The organism is Cytobacillus sp. NJ13 (genome assembly GCA_030348385.1).
GTDB lineage: Bacteria > Bacillota > Bacilli > Bacillales > Cytobacillaceae > Cytobacillus.
Genome location: JAUCFP010000006.1, coordinates 1362456 through 1378317 on the forward strand (window position 1 = coordinate 1362456; position 15862 = coordinate 1378317).

Annotated in this window: 17 protein-coding genes; 2 read left to right on the forward strand and 15 right to left on the reverse strand. The window is 42.6% G+C overall.

Annotated features, from left to right (window positions below):
• Positions 1 to 67: 67 nt before the first annotated feature.
• The 13 genes from QUF73_06640 to QUF73_06700 all read right to left on the reverse strand — a co-directional run bounded on the left by QUF73_06640 (position 68) and on the right by QUF73_06700 (position 10331).
• Positions 68 to 961, reverse strand: a complete 894-nt coding sequence (locus QUF73_06640; GenBank protein ID MDM5225888.1) for an NAD(P)-dependent oxidoreductase — start codon at positions 959 to 961, stop codon at positions 68 to 70.
• Positions 958 to 1719 carry a TIM barrel protein gene (locus QUF73_06645; protein MDM5225889.1) on the reverse strand — a complete coding sequence of 254 codons (762 nt, stop codon included), beginning with the start codon at positions 1717 to 1719 and terminating at the stop codon, positions 958 to 960. Before QUF73_06645 ends, QUF73_06640 begins: the two co-directional genes overlap by 4 nt.
• A 168-nt stretch (positions 1720 to 1887) precedes the next feature.
• Positions 1888 to 2766: an MBL fold metallo-hydrolase gene (locus QUF73_06650; protein MDM5225890.1), complete on the reverse strand. Its 879-nt coding sequence runs from the start codon at positions 2764 to 2766 to the stop codon at positions 1888 to 1890.
• 218 nt (positions 2767 to 2984) lie between these two features.
• Positions 2985 to 3458, reverse strand: a complete 474-nt coding sequence (locus tag QUF73_06655) for a RidA family protein (GenBank protein ID MDM5225891.1) — start codon at positions 3456 to 3458, stop codon at positions 2985 to 2987.
• 303 nt (positions 3459 to 3761) lie between these two features.
• Positions 3762 to 4112 carry a 2Fe-2S iron-sulfur cluster-binding protein gene (locus QUF73_06660; GenBank protein ID MDM5225892.1) on the reverse strand — a complete coding sequence of 117 codons (351 nt, stop codon included), beginning with the start codon at positions 4110 to 4112 and terminating at the stop codon, positions 3762 to 3764.
• 101 nt (positions 4113 to 4213) lie between these two features.
• Positions 4214 to 4894: a GntR family transcriptional regulator gene (locus QUF73_06665; GenBank protein MDM5225893.1), complete on the reverse strand. Its 681-nt coding sequence runs from the start codon at positions 4892 to 4894 to the stop codon at positions 4214 to 4216.
• Between the two features lie 24 nt (positions 4895 to 4918).
• Complete coding sequence (locus QUF73_06670) at positions 4919 to 5449, reverse strand: chromate transporter (protein ID MDM5225894.1); 531 nt, start codon at positions 5447 to 5449, stop codon at positions 4919 to 4921.
• Positions 5446 to 6042, reverse strand: coding sequence for a chromate transporter (locus QUF73_06675; GenBank protein MDM5225895.1), 597 nt, complete (start codon positions 6040 to 6042; stop codon positions 5446 to 5448). Before QUF73_06675 ends, QUF73_06670 begins: the two co-directional genes overlap by 4 nt.
• 84 nt (positions 6043 to 6126) lie before the next feature.
• Positions 6127 to 6606, reverse strand: a complete 480-nt coding sequence (locus QUF73_06680; GenBank protein ID MDM5225896.1) for a heme-binding protein — start codon at positions 6604 to 6606, stop codon at positions 6127 to 6129.
• An 18-nt stretch (positions 6607 to 6624) separates the two neighbouring features.
• A complete protein-coding gene (locus QUF73_06685; GenBank protein MDM5225897.1) occupies positions 6625 to 8088 on the reverse strand; it encodes an aldehyde dehydrogenase family protein in 1464 nt (487 codons plus the stop codon).
• Positions 8089 to 8209: 121 nt separating this feature from the next.
• Positions 8210 to 8941: an iron-containing redox enzyme family protein gene (locus tag QUF73_06690; GenBank protein ID MDM5225898.1), complete on the reverse strand. Its 732-nt coding sequence runs from the start codon at positions 8939 to 8941 to the stop codon at positions 8210 to 8212.
• A gap of 225 nt (positions 8942 to 9166) precedes the next feature.
• Positions 9167 to 9937, reverse strand: a complete 771-nt coding sequence (locus QUF73_06695) for a creatininase family protein (protein ID MDM5225899.1) — start codon at positions 9935 to 9937, stop codon at positions 9167 to 9169.
• Between the two features lie 61 nt (positions 9938 to 9998).
• Complete coding sequence (locus QUF73_06700) at positions 9999 to 10331, reverse strand: 2Fe-2S iron-sulfur cluster-binding protein (protein MDM5225900.1); 333 nt, start codon at positions 10329 to 10331, stop codon at positions 9999 to 10001.
• A gap of 530 nt (positions 10332 to 10861) precedes the next feature.
• On the opposite strand from QUF73_06700, the gene QUF73_06705 reads away from it, so the two are divergent.
• Positions 10862 to 11197, forward strand: a complete 336-nt coding sequence (locus tag QUF73_06705) for a hypothetical protein (protein MDM5225901.1) — start codon at positions 10862 to 10864, stop codon at positions 11195 to 11197.
• 765 nt (positions 11198 to 11962) lie between these two features.
• Positions 11963 to 13345: a hypothetical protein gene (locus tag QUF73_06710; GenBank protein ID MDM5225902.1), complete on the forward strand. Its 1383-nt coding sequence runs from the start codon at positions 11963 to 11965 to the stop codon at positions 13343 to 13345.
• Between the two features lie 25 nt (positions 13346 to 13370).
• On the opposite strand, the gene QUF73_06715 is transcribed toward QUF73_06710, so the two are convergent.
• A complete protein-coding gene (locus QUF73_06715) occupies positions 13371 to 14051 on the reverse strand; it encodes an NAD(P)-binding domain-containing protein (GenBank protein ID MDM5225903.1) in 681 nt (226 codons plus the stop codon).
• 93 nt (positions 14052 to 14144) lie between these two features.
• Positions 14145 to 15590: a hypothetical protein gene (locus QUF73_06720; GenBank protein MDM5225904.1), complete on the reverse strand. Its 1446-nt coding sequence runs from the start codon at positions 15588 to 15590 to the stop codon at positions 14145 to 14147.
• Positions 15591 to 15862 lie beyond the last annotated feature (272 nt).

Below are 15862 nucleotides of genomic sequence, written 5' to 3' on the forward strand. Positions count from 1 at the left end.
TTCACACTGGTTTTCTGCTATACATATCAAATGAATGCTAATAATCCAGCCTTCCTGTCTCCGCTGATTACTTCTTCCTCTTCACATTAATTCCTGCCTCTTCCTCCAGCGGCTTTATGACTGCCGACATATCCTGATCGCTAAGGCCTTGCTCAACTGCTTTCTGGAATGCTTTTTCAGCCATCTGACCTGTAAATTGGCTTAGGCCGGCATCCTGTAAAAGCTGGTTGGCGAGCCGGACATCCTTGTTAACATATTTCACTGCCCCTCCTGGTGTAAAATGGCGGTCGAATACGTATTGTTCCATATTCCTGCGCAGGATTCTGCTGTCGCCATAGCTTGCCTTCAGCACTTTCAAGAGCTGTTCGGAGTCCAGTCCATAAGCAGATCCGGTTACCATTGCCTCTGATGCAGCCAGAGAGTGTACAGCAACAAGATACTGATTAATCAGCTTGGCAATGCTGCCTGAACCCGAAGGTCCCAGATATTCTATGGTGTCACCGAGCACCTCCAGGACCGGCTTAACTTTTTGAAAAGCCTCTTTCTCGCCGCCTGCCATGATCGTTAATGTCCCGCTTTCTGCTCCTTCTGGACCGCCGCTAACCGGACAATCCAGATAACTGATCTTTATTGCATCCGTCATCTCAAAGATTGTTTTACTCGTGTCGGCCCCTACTGATGTAAAGTCAATGCATATCGTTCCGGGCTGGGAATTATGAATGATCCCCTCTTTACCTGTATAGACGTTCAGCACATCATCTGGCATAGAAAGACATGTACACACGACTTGACATTGGCTGGCCAGGCAGCTGATCGTTTCCGAATATATGGCTCCCAGCTCAATAAGGGGCTGTGCTTTTTCAATTGTCCGATTATGAACCATGACATGAAAGCCATTGTCCAGGAGACGCTTTACCATCCGCGAACCCATTACTCCTGTACCAATAAATCCAATCTTCATGTTGTCACCCCTTTCATCCAAGCAAAACTCTCTTCACTTCTGCCTTGTGGATTATATTCAAGACCAATCAAGCCTCGGTAGTGTTTACTCAAATATTGAAGGATATCGGTATAATTTATTTCGCCTGTCCCTGGCTGCTGTCTGCCCGGATGGTCAGCAATTTGCACATGCCTAACCAGCTCAGCGTATTTTTGATACATGGAAAGAGAATGGCCATGAATTCTTTCGATATGGTAAAAGTCGAATTGAAGCTTCACATTCGGCAAACCGACACGATGGATTATATCGGCTGCCTGCTGGAGATCACTTAAGAAATAACCAGGCATATCAAATGGATTGATAGGTTCAATTAATAAGGTATTCTGGTGCTCAGACATTGCAGTGCCAGCATATAAGAGATTTTCGACAAAAACTTCCCGATTATTATCTTGGTGTGTCCCCGCCATGCAATGTATCTTTTTAACTCCCAGGCCATTTGCATAACGGATCCCACTTTCAACTGATTTTCTAAATTCTTCTATTCTCTCCGGGTCTGCCGCCAGGCCACGGTCCCCATTTTCCCATTGACCTGGCGGCAGGTTTATTAAGTCCATCGATAACTGATTTTGCTCAAGCTCTTTTTTGATTTCTTCTATTGTATATGTATATGGAAATTGGCACTCGATATTAGAAAACCCAGCTTCACGGGCTTTTTTGAACCTCTCCAAAAAAGGAACTTCTGTAAAAACAGTTGAAAGATTAACAGAGTATTTATTCATGACAGCCTCCTGGAATAGGATTGTTGTTAATATAAATAGTCTTTTCTCATAGATTGTTGTTTTTGGTTTTGAATTTAGCCCGTTGATTTCCGCTGCGGACACTTGCTTTCCGCGGGGAGGAACAGAGCTTCTCGGCTTAGCCTGTGCGGTCTCCCGCTCCCTCTCATTTTAAATATCCGATCCTGTTGAAAGCCCTTTTAATTCATAGCCATTTGCAAAGTACTGTATCGTTTCATGCTCATTGTCGTTCAGTTCACGATTGACACAGGATTGGTAGGCATTCTTCATTTCTTCAATCTGCCCTTCGAATTCTTTTGTAAGCTGTGCAGCCTTCCGCAGCAAGGCCGCTTCCTCCTGGTACTCTGACTTTGATATAGCCGTTCCATGAGACAAAATATATGTATCTGCATCAAATTGATCCAGTGCATCCATTAGCTGAAGGACGCTATCTGCCGTGTAATTCCATTTACTTGCGTAAAGATTCGCGTAAATCGCATCTCCCAGAAATAATATTTTTTCTTCCTTTATATACACCACCACTGAATCTGGAGAATGGTCCCCTCCTACTTGCTGCAGTTGGCAAGTCACACCACCGAGATCTATTTCAAGCTTATTTTCGAACGTGATATCTGGAAGTTTAATCTTAATGCTTCGATCTTTACCATACTCTTTCTTTATGGCGCTTGCGCAAAATTCTATTTCGACTCCGCTTTTAACACGTTCATCTAATGCATCATCTGTCCATCGATAAGGAATTAGTTTTTCCATTTCAGATTTGGTGAGTCTGGAAGCAAGAGATGGGATATCCAGTGCATGCAGGCCGAAAATATGATCCCAGTGCCAATGTGTCAGGGCAACCATACTTGGTGAAGGTATTCGCTGCTTCTCCAGCTCGCTTAAAAATAATTGGGCATGTGCCTTAGAATTGCCTGCATCAATCATCAGAGTGATTCGATCCCCGACCACAGCCCCTAAAATGGGACGGTCTGTTTCTGACACAGGAGTTTGATACCAAAACCTGCGATTAAGTTTTTCTAATGTTTGCATAAAATCCTCCCTATGATTCTTTTGTACATGAATTCGGTAAAAAGTGAAGAGAATCCTTTTTATAATTCCAGTATACAGAAATAGCCTGCTCAATACTGCTATTGAACAGACTCTATATAAATTACTTATTGTTACTGTTACGGAAATCTTTTTTTATTAATGCCAATCATCTTTAACAAAAAAAACTGCTCAATACTTGAGCAGCCCTTGTTCGGAAGTTATTCTATTTCAACGATCATTTCAATTTCTACGGGGGCTCCGCCTGGAAGGGAGGCTAGCCCAACTGCTTTGCGGGCATGTCCATTTTCCTTGCCGAAAATGTCATGAAGCAAATCTGATGCAGCATTAATGACTGCAGGATGATTTTTAAAGTTGCTTGTTGAGGCAACGTAGCCATCCATTTTGATGATTCTTTTTACTTTATTTAAATCTCCAATGATCCCTTTAAGGGCTGCCAGCAAATTCAGCGTACAAATTCTTGCTGCATCCTTTGCTTCCTCGATCGAGATATCTTCCCCTACAATACCTGCATATTTTTGTGCGCCATTTACCCTGGGTGTTTGTCCGGATAAAAAGACTGTGTTGCCTGAGATAACGCCCGGTTCAAAAGGCATTCGGATGTCAGCCAATACAGGGAGCTGGATATTCAGCTCTTCCAGTCTTTCTTCAATTCCCTTTTTTACCCCTTCCATCGCTAAGCCTCCTGGGAAACACGTTGTTTTAATGAGGAATATAGTTGTTTAGTGAATTTAAATGAGCGGTGAGTATAATAGACTTTGGCGAAAGCATGATTTTCACAAAGTGAGCATTTGATTTCATATGGAGCTTTTCGAATATGAGGAGTTTTTAATATTTGCATGGCTTCTTTTAAATGTGTGCTGCAAACCCACATAATGTCACCTTCTTCTATTTTATTGGGATTCTATATACTATTACATTCTGTAATGGGTCAATGCCGTTGGTTTCATCCATTACAGAATGCAGTATTCGTAAGCTCATTTTCCTGTTGTAACGGTTTGTTTTAATTTATCCGGCTTTCTCTTTTTCACCTGATTGGTCACTTCATCGTCCCATGAAATGGTGATATCCCCGTCTGTAACGAATGTCTGGCAGCCTAAACGATAGCCTTTCTCCAGCCACTCTTCTCCCAGCTTCCTTCTTTCCTGGATTTTTACGTTGTCCAGGTATTCTGCTCCTTCTTCTGTTTTAAAAACACAAGTGCCGCAAATTCCGCCGCCGCAGCGATTTGGCAGATCTCCATCATAGCGGAGCGACATTCTTAATATATTAGAATCCTCAGGCACTTCCAGAGTTTTGTTGCTATTGACAAAATGGATGTTTGGCATGATTGAATTCCTCCCTGTGATTTCGTTTCTTAGCTCTTGGTATACAATATACCATATTAATAATATTCAGACAATACAAAACTTTTAAATATTTATTAGTTTTAAACAGTCCCTCTCTTTTTAATACGGTTCACATAGGCCATGTACGCCTTTTTCGAATTCTCTATATGAATCCTCATCAGGTATTCAGCTATTTCGGCATCTTTATCGCGCAGTGCCTTCATAATATCAATATGTTCTTTTAAGGAGTCCTTCCTTCTTCCTGGTGTTTCGTACCCCATATTGGCGGCCATATGAATAAAATCGATCAAGCCTGATAGGATTTCATATAGTTTTGGACTTTTGGATGCCTTATTAATCAGCCTGTTCATTTGAATATGTTCGGAATTGAAGTTTTCTTCATCCTGTTCACTTAGCTCCATCAGTTCCTTAATTTTGAGATCCAGTTCTTTTTGTGTACCTGAATCCATTCTTTGTGCTGCCAGTTTTACAGCCAGCACTTCCAGGGAAGAGAGAATCGTAAATACCTCCAATACTTCATCCTCTGAAATATTGGAGATGACGACCCCTTTTCTGGGAACTGTTTTTACGAAACCTTGAGATTCCAGCCTGAACAGAGCCTCCCGAATCGGTGTGCGGCTAATGTTGAGCTTGGCTGCAAGTTCTCTTTCTACCAGTCTGTCTCCTGCCTGGTATTCTCCTTCTAAAATGAGTTTTTTTAGGTACAAATACGCATGTTCGCGTATGGATATTAAGTTGTTTTCCTCCCATGTACTATCCATTTTTTCACTTCCTATTTTTAAAGGTTAAGATAAAAAGATTCCTCCATAAAATAAAGCTCCAAATATAACAAGCGAAGGATGGACCTTGAATTTGATTAATGTTAAATAGCTAACAGCTGCAAGAAGTGTAAGATGCAGCATTCCGCTGTTTTCAAAGGCTGTCAAAAAGAACTGGTAGGCCATGACAGCTAGGAGGACAGCAATGATCGGCTGCACGGATTTGGTCATTAGCTTCACTTTAGGGGAATCTTTGAATAAATTCACAAACTTAAACAGGACGATGACTGCCAGCGCTGATGGAAGGATGGTAGCTGCCAAAGCTACTGCCGCCCCTAAAACCCCGCCTAATTCATAGCCGATGAATCCGGCCATTTTCGTTGCTATGGGACCCGGCAGGGCATTGGCAATGGCGAGAACATCCCCAAATTCTGATAGTGTCATCCAGCCATTATTGTTCACTACTTCAATTTGAATGAGGGGAATCGTTGCGGGTCCCCCTCCGTAGCCTAATAGATTCGCTACAAAAAATGCCCAAAAGATCTCCCAATATATCATGAACTTTTCTCCCTTACTGGCATGTACTCTCCAGTTGCCTTTTTATTCGCCTGTTCCTTCCGATGGGCAATATAAAATGCTGTGCTTAAGACGATCGCAATTAAAATACCGGGATGCCATTCCAAAAACTGAACAAATACCAGTGATACGGCAGCAAGCATAAGGTTTTTCGGCAGCCCTAAGCCCTGGCTTCCTTTCTGGTAAAAACGATAGGCCATCTCTGCCAGCATAAAGCCGATGACAGGTGTCACTCCCTGCACCATTCCGCTAACAATCGGGGACTGGCGGAAAGAGTATAAAACGCCAAGCAAAGCCAGCATGGCAATAATGGAAGGCAGGATATGCGTAAGGATGGCTACAGCGGCACCCATGCTGCCTTTAACTTTGTAGCCGATATAGGCAGCCATTTTCGTTGCAATCGGTCCTGGCAGCGTATTGGCTAATGCCAAAATCTCCCCGAATTCCTCCTCCGTCATCCATTTATATTTCTTAACTGCTTCAAATTCAATCAGCGGTATTGTCGAAGGACCTCCTCCATACCCTGTCACACCGGTGCGTGCAAATCCAATCGCCAATTCAAGATAAGGCTTCATGCGATCCTCCCCTTATATAGGTGCTTTTGACTGAAGAAGGACCTCATTCCGCTCTCTATTAACAACGAATGAGGTCCCTTTCTATTATTTTTTAATATCTGCTTCGGTTACGACTTCATAGCCGTCTTTTTCCAAATAAGATTGAAGGGCCTTTAATGCAGCGGTCCCAACAGCCGTATCCTGCTCGCCATTTCCTCCGCTGATGCCGATTCCGCCAACGACTTCACCGTTAACCACAATCGGGAACCCTCCGACAAACACAGCAAATTTGCCATTAAGCATATGCTGGATGCCAAATGCCTCATTGCCTGGAAGGGCAGGCCCATTCGGTTCTTTATTGAATAGATGGGTGGAGCGTTTATGGCCGGCAGCTGTGTAAGCTTTGGCAATCGCAATTTCAGGCCCGGTGATTCTTGCTCCATTCATGCGCTCGAGTGCAATCACACTTCCGCCGTCATCGACAATTGCAATGGTTTCAAACACATTGATTTCCGCCGATTTTTCCTTTGCTGCTTCAATCATCAATTTTGCTTCTTCCAATTCAAGTTTTAGAGCAGTTTTCATCATCATTCTCCTTCTGATTTAATAGCCAATATAAACGGTTTTTACTTGAGTGAAAAATTCGAGGCCGACTCTTCCTGACTCCCGGAACGTAGCCGTGCTGGATTGCTTTAATCCGCCAAACGGTGCATTGATTAAGTTGCCGGTTGTTGTCCGGTTCACTTTTACGGTGCCTGCCTGAATGTCTTTAGTAAACTGGCTGGCTGTTTTTAAGTTATTTGTCACAATGGAAGCAGACAATCCATAGTCAACGTCATTGGCAATCGCAATGGCTTCTTCATATGTATCTGCCTCGATCACGGCAATGACAGGGCCAAATATTTCTTCCTTGGCAATGCGGTGATTTGGTTTAACATTAGTAAAAATGGCCGGCTGCACAAAATATCCTTTTTCATATTCACCTGATGTGAGGTGCTCACCGCCATATACTAAATCCGCACCGTCTTCCTTGCCAAACTCAATATACTTCAAGACATTTTTCAGCTGTCTTTCATTTGCAAGCGGGCCGATCTTAACTCCTTCTTCAAAACCGCTCCCAATTTTAAGGGCGCTTGTTTTTTCAATCAATTTCTCCACAAATGCTTCTTTTACTTCCTTCATTACAATCACTCTGCTTGTTCCTGTGCATGCCTGCCCAGTCAAAGAAAACCCGCCATTCACTGTTAATGTGGCAGCAAGATCAAGGTCAGCATCTTCTATAACTAAAAGCGGGTTTTTTCCGCCTAGTTCCATTTGAGTTCTCGTAGTGAATGAGCATTTGCTGTGGATGTCCTCTCCTGCAGCTGTTGAGCCAGTGAAGGTAACAGCCTTGACAGCAGGATGAGTGACTAATAAATCACCTACATCAGATGCCTTCCCAGTTACAAAGTTTAAAACACCTTTTGGTATACCGGCCTCGTGCAGCGCTTTAACAAGCCGAACGGCAATCAGAGGTGTATCTGAAGAAGGCTTGAACACAACTGTGTTTCCAGTAATTAATGCCGGAGCAATTTTTCTCGCAGCAATGGAGATTGGAAAGTTCCATGGCGTGATTACACTTACAACTCCAAGCGGTTCTCTTTCCGTCGAAACTCTCATATTTGGATCATCATTAGGGAATGTTTCACCTGTGAAGCTTTGTCCCTCGACCGCATAATAGCGAAGTGTCTGTGCAGAGCGCAGCACTTCATTTTTCGCATCATTGATATGCTTTCCTTCTTCCCTTGTCAGTTCTTCTGCATATGTGGCCGCATTTTCTTCGAGTAGTGCCGCGGCCTTGTTCAAAATGGCAGCACGCTTGGATGGTGCTGTCTTTGCCCAGCCAGGGAATGCTTTACTGGCGGCTTCAATTGCTTCTTTCACATCAGTTTCATTGGATGCCTGAAAAACACCGACTACATCTTCCGTATTTGCAGGGTTCACACTATAAAACTTCTTTTGGCTCGCGGATTCCTGCCACTCACCATTAATATAGTTATTGAATGTTTCTACCTTTGTTGTAATCAAACCTATCACCTTACTCTCTGTTAATTTCTCCCTTTCCTGCGTCAACTTCTCCAATTATAGAAAGGGCCGCCACATAGACCTCGATGGACAAGATTTAGTGTGACGGCCTGGATAATACTTATTATTTTGCTTCTACTAAAGATCCAAGATCCTGTTCAAGATATTCTCTCCATAGGCCATCCATGTACATGCGGCGCATTTTCGCACCTGTGCGGACTACTTCAAGGCAGCGCTGCTGTAATTCAGGAGTATCAGCATGGTCCAAAACAATCTTGTAGCCGCGTTCTCCATGGATTTCGTCAGATACTATGTGCAGATCGAAGAATTCGATTTCTTCATCTGTGAATCCGTATTGTGCACGGAGAGCTGGAGTTTGCTTTCGATAAATATCCGGAACCTGGGACTCGAGGCCGACAACTAGAGCAGCCGTTGCTACAACGAAGTTTTCACGGGCTGCTACTGCATAGCACCAGCTTTGCAGGCCTAATGTTGTAGCTGCCATGTTTTCTGGATCAATCACTCGTTCGCGGGTTGTTCCACATGCTTCAGCAAAGCGAATCAGCAAGTCTGTATGGCGGTCGGCCGCAATTTCTTCCTCATACATATTTTGAAGTGTGAAATCTTTTGCTGCTTCAAATTTCGGATCGGTTGGAGTGTTGTGATAGATGTACGCTAAGTAGTCAGCGAAAGGTCCTACATAGTGGTAATGGTTTTCAGCCCATCTGGCAAAATGCTTTCTTTCCAGTTTTCCTTCAGCCCAAGCTACAGTGAATGGAGCTTTCTGGCTATGGTTTCCTTTAATGGCTTCCTCTAATTCTTTGCGAAATTCATCTTTCGATAATAATTCTGGCATGTGTAAACTCCTCCTCGAAATTTATGTAGCCTATTGGCACTTGATATTTTGTATACCAAAACTTATAAAAAAATAATAGGTTGCTATTTTACAACCACATTTAATCTTGTATTTTTGGTCTTTGGTATACCTTAATGAAATCATAACCTATTCTTTTTAGATTGTAAACATAATTTTTAGAATTTTTTAAAGATTATTTTTTCTCGGTTGATAGATTGTGAGAATTTAATAAAGCAGCTCCTCTTTCAGATCAAGCAGCTCGGAAAGTTCTTCAGCAAGATGATCCAAGGCTTCTTCAACGATCTGCTCTCCGATTTCCCTGCTCCCTTTCCGTCCATCACCGATACAGCCGTTTCCAGTCATTTCTTCATAGAAATAAAATCCCTGGACAGCTTTACCCGGCCGGAGTCTTTCCCATCTGCCGCCTTGCTTGATTTCTCCTTTTTCCAAGAGGTCCTCTCTTACCAGTTCAGGAGCAAGATAAAGAGCTTCAGACACTTCACGTTCACAGCTGTGGCCAAATAAAGGAGATTTTACATATTTCCCGATAGATTCCTTGGCAGATGCAGTTGTCTTAGCATAGTAGACTTCTACTTCCAATTCCTTTGTGATGGTCATGGCTGCCAGATTCAGTGCAGATTGGTTTCCGCCATGTGAATTCAAAAATAAAAACTTCTTGATGTCATGCTGTTTCAGTGAGGAAACCATGTCTGTAAGAACAGCAATCAAAGTAGAAGGCTGGAGTGTAATTGTTCCGGGGAAATGGATATGATGCTCGGAAACCCCCATGTTAACACACGGCGTCACAATAGCATATGGAAACATTCTCTGCCCCAGTTTAATAGCCATTCTCTCCGCAAGCACCGCATCACAGCTTTCCGCCATATGTGGACCATGCTGCTCATGTGCTCCGACAGGAATTATGGCAAACTCTACTGTTTCTAGTGATTTCTCGACTTCCTTCCATGTCATCTTGGTAAGATCATAACAATTCATTTTCTTGATACCCCGCTCGCCTTAGGTATTTTGTATACCATTAATAAATAAAAATAAAAAACTATTTCGTAATAGCTGCAGTTGTCTTCTTGGGAGGTTTTACAGAGATGTTGTCCTGGGATATTTCAATGTCGTTTTGGATGGTCATTTGACAGGTTAACCGGTACCCTTCTTTCACTTTGTCGCCAAGCATTTTTTCTTCCTTCCAATTTGGCGGTGCGAGATCATCTCCCCCATTTAAAACAATGCACGTACATTTTGTGCATCTTCCCATGCCGCATCCATATTTTAATTCCGGAAACTGGCGGATCCCTGCCAGGACCACCAAATTGGCATTATCCTTTACCTGCTTTTCCACAATCTCCCCATCCACATGAAGCGTAACCTTCGGCATAACATTACCCCTTTCAGTTTATTCTAAAAATTTAGATACTTTTTTCAAAGTATACAACCTTTCGGGAAGATTAGCAAACTCGTTTTTTATTTTTCTGTGTTTGGCGGATATAGGCAGGTCCCTTTTACTGGATTAACTACCGTTTTTCCATTTGTGCGATTAAATTCGTCGTTAATCAGCTAGATTAACGACCATTTTCTTTGAGTTCAATTATTTTCGTCGTTATCCGGCCGCATTAACTACCATTTTCTTTGAGTTCGATTATTTTCGTCGTTAATCTGCCAAATTGGCTGCCACCCTAACTCACCAGCATCACTTCCTTTTTTCTTAATGACCAATATATATAATTTTCACCGAATTATTAAAAAATTTAGAATATATTATTGAATATTTTGAAATCTTAGTATAAAATAAGCTCAAGAGCGTTGGTATACAATATTCCAAAGAGAAGGAGGTAAGCTCTCGAGCTACATATGAGCAATTCTGCATTTGAAAAACTAATTTCAAACAAAACTAAGGGAGTGTTTTAATTGGGTAAATATATTGTATTAACAAATAAAGATACTTTCCAGACCATTCTGGAAAACGAGGGTCTAAAACCGATTGAGACGTATCATTTTTATTTCTTCGATAAGCTGAAGGCTAAGTACACCATTGCGGAAGTTTTGGATGAGAATATGAAAATACAGCTTTATGAAGATTATGAAGGAAAAGAGTATGTGAATCATATTGGTGTTAAATTTTTTGAACGGTTTGAAACGCTGGAAGCAGCCAGAGAAGAACTGGATGAAATAGTAAAAGCATCCGGCAATAGTGAAGACTCCATTCATTCCAAACTGGTAAAATCCGATGAAGTAGCAGTATAAATGTTTTTACTAAACCCGGAAGAAGCCGCTCTTCTTCCGGGTTTGCTGTTAATAAGAAAAGCGGAAGCGCATTGCCCACTGAGGAACGCAGAATTAAAAAACGTGGCAACGTCTGCATGACCCCCATCCTCCAAAAAGCTGTCGCTTTCGGTCGTGCGTTGTTTATGCTGACGAAGCCTTCCTTGTCCTGTGTGCTTCAAGCACAAGACGAGCCTCCCGGAAAGTCGTTCTTTGTCTTTTTGGGAGGCTTGCTTGAAATGTGAAGGCGACTGCCCAGGGACGACAGGCATAAGACGCTTCCTGAAAGAAGCCGTTTTTCCTCCTGGAAGGAAACGGCTTTGACCCCGAGTATCTAGGAGCCGCGACTAAACAAGCTTGTGACCTCGAGGGGGTAGGCTGCTTGCGCTAGACAGTTTTCTACGTTCAAAATTTCTAACTTTCTTATTCTATAAAAAAACCGCCAAAGAATGGCGGCCAGACTAGAATTTTAATGTTCTTCTTAAACGGGCTAATTTTCTTTCTGTTTTCTCGATTGCATATTTGGATCCAAATAGAAAATGGAACATTGGGGAAGCCTCCTTTTTTCTCTAACCTGTTATCATTATTATATTATGAATTTTTGAGATTTACAACAAGATTGTATACCAAATACCAAAATTACGATAGAAATGTTGTTGTTTTTTGAACAAATAAAGAAAAGTCGTGATTATGGTATACAATTTATTTTCCCCATTTACTTTATGAAAGATCGCGAGGGTGTCTGATATGCTGAGAGTTTTATTTTTGACCGTGATTGGTTTATATTTGCTGTCCACTTTGCTTCCGCAATGGAATATCGATCCCCTCCTCTCTGTCTTGTGTTTTATAATAGTCGTTTTGACCTTCAGGCTTGCGAAGAAATTTGTTCAGATTCTCGGGGGCGTGTTCCTGGCTTTTGGTGCTGTGCTGCTTTGGACAAGCGGCTCAGAATGGCAGCAATATATTCTTGCCTTTGGGCCAATGCTTGATTTGCTTACCATGTTTACGTTAATACCGATCCTGGGCATACCGATTAAACTTGGGAGATACGGGGAAGGCATCCGGGCCATCATTCAAAAACGGGTAAAAACATCTGGTCATTTATATATGATGACTTCGGGGATTTCTTACTTTTTTAGCATTTTCATGAATCTTGCCACTCTTCCCATGACGTATTATTCAATCCGGCCGGCACTCGGGAGCTTTCCGGTGCGGAACAAGGAACGATTCATGAGCAGAGCGATTTCCAGAGGGTTTGCAATGCCTTTAATCTGGGCGCCTGTAACGCCTATTGTGGGGATAGTGATTACGATGACGGGAGTCAGCTGGGTATCCATCCTCCCCTATGTCATCCCGCTGAGCATATTGGGATTAGCAATGGATTGGTTTATTGGTACCCGTCAGTCCCAGTCTATGAAACTCCCGCACACTGGCGAAGAATCTGTGCACGAAACGGCGGCAGCCCTTGAAGCAGGTTATGCCGGCCGGCCGGGAAGAGTCTTTCAAATCCTTGTAGCCATTGCAATTTTTAATGTTCTTGTATCCCTTGCTGAGACGCAGTTTACTTTGCCTTTCTTAATTCTTGTTTCTTTGATCGTTATTCCATTTGCATTCAGCTGGTCCCTTATTTTAAGAAAAGGGAGAGAATTTGGCGATGAGCTTGCTGACCATTTCAATTCCTTCGCCATGAGCATGAAGGATCAATTTTTCATCTTTTTATCAACAGGCTTCTTTATCTCAGCCATTAACTTTTCGAAGGCAAATGAAGTCCTTTATGGTTGGATTACAGCTTTTATAAATGTTGCCGGGGTCGAAGTTTTCCTGATTATCTTGCCTTTGATTCCTTTAGGGCTGGCCTTTCTGGGCCTTCATCCTGCCGTTTCACTTGCTTTGATGATTGAAGGCGTAAACCCGGCAGCCATCGGAATTTCCCCGCACATTCTGACAGTTGCGATGCTGTCAGGAGCTGTTTCCGCCTTCTTAGTGGGTCCATATAATGCCACTCTTGGCCTTATGTCCAACATTATCAAAGTCGATTCCTATAAAGTCTCCAACTGGAATATGCCATTCGCGGCAGTTTATGTTGCTTGTGTGATGTTCTATTTGTTTCTACTGGAAAGATTGCTCTAATTGAAAAAGCTGCTGATCAACTAGATTAATCAGCAGCTTTTTTAGTGGATTCCTGTATTTCTTTGACAATCTCCTGTGCAAAATGCCCCAAGGTGCCTTCACTGTAAGAGCGGATAACTTCAGGTGCCAGGGAGGCGAGAGCTCTATTGATATAAGCTGGCGGATAACTTTTGCGGATAAACTCATTCTCGATTTCGACGGCTGTCTTTACAGCAAAGAATGTAGCCAGTTTGTTTACTTCTACTAATCTTTCTTCACTGTCCTTTACGATTTCCCCCAATGGCTTGATAAGGTCCATTATCGGATCTGGCAGCTGGTCCTCTGAAATAAACAATCCCTTTCCATTCTCCATTAAATCTCTCGAATGACCCATATACTTTAATCCGTATACCTTGCAGGAAGGGAATCTTTCTCTAATACTTTTCGTTGGAAGCGCAGTCGCCATGTTGATGAAAGCAATAGAAGTCTCCTCAGGAAACATACTTTCCATAAAAGAAATCACCTTTCCGGCCGGCAAAGCGAGCAGAATCATATCCACTTGTTTCAGCTCGTCATCAGTTAAAGGGCGTCCGTTAGGGAACTTCTCAGCAAATTGTTCTGCCTTTGACCTGTCAGGATGATAAATGCCGATTGGAAGGTTTGATTTATGCCAGTGAGTCATCATGGCAGTCCCCAATTTTCCAATCCCTGCTAAACCTATTTTCATCATTCGCCTCCTATTCTGTCTGAAAAAAAGACTATCCCCTAAGTTAGTATATTCTAACTTTGCAGGATAGCCTTTTATTTTTCAAGTACTGTTTTACCAGACTAATATAGCAATTAATGTGGCGATAAAAAGGCTGGCGACAACAGGAATAAAGTTTTTCCTGGCCAGTTCCAGAGGTGAAAGCTGGAGGAATCCTGCTACTGCCACAAGGGAAGACCAGGCAACAATTGTGCCTCCGCCCCAGATGGCACCCATCTGCCCGATCGCTGCCAATGTGGAAGGATCGATATTGCTTCCATTTGCCAAAGCACCCGATAAGGCACCTGTTAACGGCAGCCCTGAAAAGCCTGACCCATCCAAGCCAGTGATCAGACCGACTATTAAAAGACCAAAACCGGCAATAAAGGCATTTTCCGGAATATATGCCTGGCCTGCCTGTATCATATCGAATAAAAACGCAGGTTTGGCAGCGCTTTCATCGAGAGATAGTATCGTGCCTGTGAAGTCTGAGCTTCCCATAAAGAAGAATCCTGCTATTGGAATAACCGGGGCCATCGCTCTAAAGGCGAATACAAACCCTTCCGTTAAATGGTCGCTTATTTTATCCAAGGCATGGATGCGATTAAATGCCACGGTGGCAAGCACCAATAAAAGTGTAGCTACCCCGCCGATAAAGGCAGCACCATCTGTTCCTTCAAATCCGGATCCACCGGTTAACTTTGTTGAGAACATATACAGCATAACAGCCAGCATGGATAAAGGCACTAATACAGCAAAGACCTTGCCCCAAGTATTTTTTCTCTGGATAGTTTCAGCACTTTCTTCAGCTGTAGCCGCCAGTTCATTGGCTACACCAAAGAATGCAGAATCCTTCGGGTTTAATGAGGAGTCATGATGACCATTTTTCACAATAAATTTTCTATGCGCCAAATAGATATAGGCCAATGCGCTTACTCCTGTAATGATGGAAAGAACTAATGTCTTATCAGCAACCAGTGCTTTATCAATTCCAGCTGCTTTGGCACTTAGCATCGGTGCTACCTGCATGATATAATCTGAAGAAAGCGCCATTCCCTGGCCAGCAATGACAATAACCATGGCAGCCGTCATTACAGGCAGGCCAGCCCTGACCGCTGCCGGGACCAGCAATGCACAGATAAGCGGGACAGCAGGAGTCGGCCAGAAAAAGAGTGAAATAACATAAGTAGTAACCATTAATACTAAATAGGAAACATGCCCATTGATCATTACCTTCTCAATTGGACCGATAAGCCTTTTATCAGCTCCCAGGTCTTTCAATGAATTAAGAAGCGCGATCATGAGGGAGATGATCAGGAATATACTGAATAGTTCTTTTGCTGCGAGGAGATTAGCGTTAAATACCGCCTGGAAGCCAGCGATCAGACTTCCTTTATAGATGACTGCCACAAAGAAAGTTCCGATGATAACAGGCAAGACAACGCCTCTTCTGAAAAGCATCGTTGCGATTACAGACACAGTAACAATTGCATATACCCAATGAGCAAATGTTAACTCCATATATTCCCCTCCGTTTTCGTTATAAAAAAAATCTCTTTATAAATAGATTGCAAAAGACAGATTGCAGGAGGCATGATCTGTTTTTCTACGGCTGACTATGTAATACCTCAACACTTGGCTTATTCAGGAGGTTTTGAAACTTTTTCCAAAAAGCATACTGCATTTGGTGGATTGTATACCAAATTAAACAAAAAACAAAAAAGCGATAATCTCCGATGTGTTTGTTATCTGCGTGTACGCCATCCGAATCATACTATACTATTTCCTTATGC